Genomic DNA, 2,746 nt, shown 5'->3' on the forward strand with positions numbered 1-2,746 from the left:
CGAGGCGCCGGAGGACGAGGCCGACCCGCGGGAGCCGGCCGACGGGGACGAGGAATCCGACGCGGCGGAGTGAGGCGGCTGCCCGCTAATCGGGAAGCGCGAAGACGACGAGGGCGTCGCCGGTGCCGAAGCCGGACCCCTTGGTGAAGGAGGCGCCGCCCGCGGCCACGGCGACGTACTGGCGGCCCTCGACGGTGTAGGTGGCCGGCGGCCCGCCGATCCCCGCCCCGCACTGGAAGCGCCAGAGGATCTCGCCGGTCGTCGCGTCGTGCGCGTCGAGATGCCCGTCCTCCTCGCCCGAGAAGACGAGGCCGCCCGCGGTGGCGAGGGTGCCGCCGGAGAGCCGGCTTCCGGCCTTGCGCGACCACGCCACCGCGCCGCCCCGCGCGAGATCGACCGCCGTCAGCGTCGAGAAGGCCGGCTCCCCCTTCGCCTCGCTGGTCTCGGTGTAGCGGACCTCGCCGCGTCCGCCGGACGCGGGCACGGTCTTCACCGTGTAGGTCGCCGCACCGTGCCGCACCTGGGCGAAGGCGAGCCCGCTCCCCGCGTCGTAGGCCACCGGATGCCAGGAGACCGCGCCGAGGGGGCCGGGGCTGACCACCGTGCCCTCCGGGCTCGGGGGCACGAACAGGTTCTTGTGGGTGATGAGCGGGGCGGACTTGGCGATGAGCCGTCCGTCGGCGCGGTCGTGGACGTAGATCCAGCCGAGCTTGCTCGCCTGCGCCACCGCCTTGACCGTTCCCTTCTCGGTGGGGACATCGAGCAGGAAGGGCGGGCTCGCCACGTCGTAGCCCCACTGCTCGTGCGGCACCTGCTGGAAATGCCAGCGCAATTGTCCAGTCTTCACGTCGAGCGCCACGAGGCTCATCGTGTAGAGGTTGTCGCCCGGCCGGGTCAGGCCGAAATTCTGCGGCGCCGGGTTGCCGGTGCCGAGATAGATCAGGCCGAGATCGGCATCGTAGGCCGGCGTCATCCAGAGCGAGCCGCCGCCGACCTTCCACGCTTCCCCGTGCCGAGGGGCAGCGGCCTTCTCCGCGGCGATGTCGCGGTTGAGCGGCAGGCCATCGGCGGTCTTTTCCGCGAAGTCGCCCTCCCAGCCGTCGGCCTTGGTGACGTACCAGCGCCAGCGCTCCTCGCCGGTCTTCGCGTCGTAGGCGGCGAGCCAGCCGCGCCGGCCGTAGCCGCCCTCGATCCCGACCACCGCGCCGCCGTCGAGTCCGCCCTTCTCGTCCTCGACATGGAGCCCGTAGCCGGCCCCCGTCACCCCGACGACGACGAGGCCGTCGGCCACCAGCGGCGGCATCTTGAAGCCGAGGCGGCTCGAGCCCTGGACCGGCTTGTCGCCCAAGGTCGCCGCGAGCGCGGAGGCGGTCTCCGTCTCGCCCTCCTCGGGGCGGACCGCCTCCCGATCCCAGACCAGCCGGCCGGTTCTCGCGTCGAGGGCGATGACGCGCCCGTCCATGGTCGCCTCGAAGACGAGGCCTCCGGAGACCGCCACGCCCCGGTTCGAGGGCGGCCCGAAGATCTTCTCCGTGCGCGCCTTGTGGGTGTAGGTCCACAGCACCCGGCCCGACTTCGCCTCCAGCGCCGCCACGTGGTTGCCCGTGGTCGAGACGTACATCACCCCCTCGACCACCACCGGCTCGGCCTGGAAAGTGCCGGTGACGCCGGTCTGGAAGATCCAGGCCGGGCGCAGGCGGCCGACATTGCCGCGGTCGATCTGCGCCAGCGGCGAATGGTGGGTGTTGGCGGCGTCGCGCCCGAAGGCCGGCCAGTCACCGGAGGAGCGGGCGCTCTCCTGCGCGGAAGCGCCCGGCAGGACGGCCGGCAGGAGGAAGAGCAGTGCGGCGGCGAGGGCGGCGCATCCCCGGCCGGAGGGCGTCTTCGAGCGCTCGGCAAGCGTCATCGTGTGGCGTGGCACGCAGGTCCTCCCATCCTTCGCTCCCTGGTTACGGTGGAGCGGCGGCCCTGTCGAACGGCCACGACCGTGCGACCGAGCGACTTTCTCGGACCCTTCCGTCCGTTTGCGTAGTTATCGAACCCAAAGGGATCGTCGCGAGCGCTCGACGAGCGTTCCGGCGGCGGTCACTTCACGCAACCGAGAGAGATTGATGCGAATTCTGATCCTGGCCGCGACACTGGCTTTCGCCGCGCCTGCCTTTGCCCAGACCACCGCCCCGACGGCGCCGCGGACCGGCGCGCCCGTGGTCGGCGGCCAGAACAACACCGGTGCCGACACCAACGTCACGGTTCCGCGCGGTAGCACCGGAGCGGATACCGTCCAGACCGATTCGGCGGTCGGCGGCAACGCCAACCAGCCCTCGCGGTCGGTGCCCCAGGGCAGCGGCGGCGGCGGAAGCAGCGGCGCCGGCGGCAACTGATCCCCGAAAACGGACCGGGTCCGGCCATCGCGCCGGGTCCGGCTCAGTGGCGGGGCGCCATCCGCAGTTCGAACTGCGCGCCCTTGCCCGGCCTCAGCGACAGCGTTCCGTCGAGCTGGCGCGCGAGGTTGCCAACGACGCGCATGCCGAGGCTCGCACGGGCTTTCAGCGGGTCGAAACCCGGCGGCAGGCCGACGCCGTCGTCGCAGACCGACACGGTCAGCCCTCCATCCTCCCGCATCATCGCCTCGACGCGGATCTCGCCCTGTCCGTCGGGATAGGCGTACTTGATCGCGTTGGTGACGATGCCGGCCGACCTCGCGATCCCGCTCGGCCTGTTCGTGAACGAACTCGTCACCAACGCG

General features: G+C 72.0%; 3 protein-coding genes. 1 reads left to right on the forward strand and 2 read right to left on the reverse strand.

Translation table 11 applies throughout. From position 1 onward, the window contains the following. Positions 1-85 precede the first annotated feature (85 nt). Positions 86-1,921: a pyrroloquinoline quinone-dependent dehydrogenase gene (locus MFF42_RS20990; protein ID WP_238257480.1), complete on the reverse strand. Its 1,836-nt coding sequence runs from the start codon at positions 1,919-1,921 to the stop codon at positions 86-88. Between the two features lie 190 nt (positions 1,922-2,111). Here MFF42_RS20990 and MFF42_RS20995 point away from each other — a divergent pair, with 190 nt between their 5' ends. Next, positions 2,112-2,381: a hypothetical protein gene (locus MFF42_RS20995; protein WP_238257481.1), complete on the forward strand. Its 270-nt coding sequence runs from the start codon at positions 2,112-2,114 to the stop codon at positions 2,379-2,381. 43 nt (positions 2,382-2,424) lie between these two features. Here MFF42_RS20995 and MFF42_RS21000 read toward each other — a convergent pair. Next, positions 2,425-2,746, reverse strand: a 322-nt coding sequence (locus tag MFF42_RS21000) for an ATP-binding protein (protein ID WP_238257482.1), incomplete at its 5' end; no start/stop codon positions are given.

Source organism: Methylorubrum podarium (genome assembly GCF_022179745.1).
Lineage (GTDB): Bacteria > Pseudomonadota > Alphaproteobacteria > Rhizobiales > Beijerinckiaceae > Methylobacterium > Methylobacterium podarium.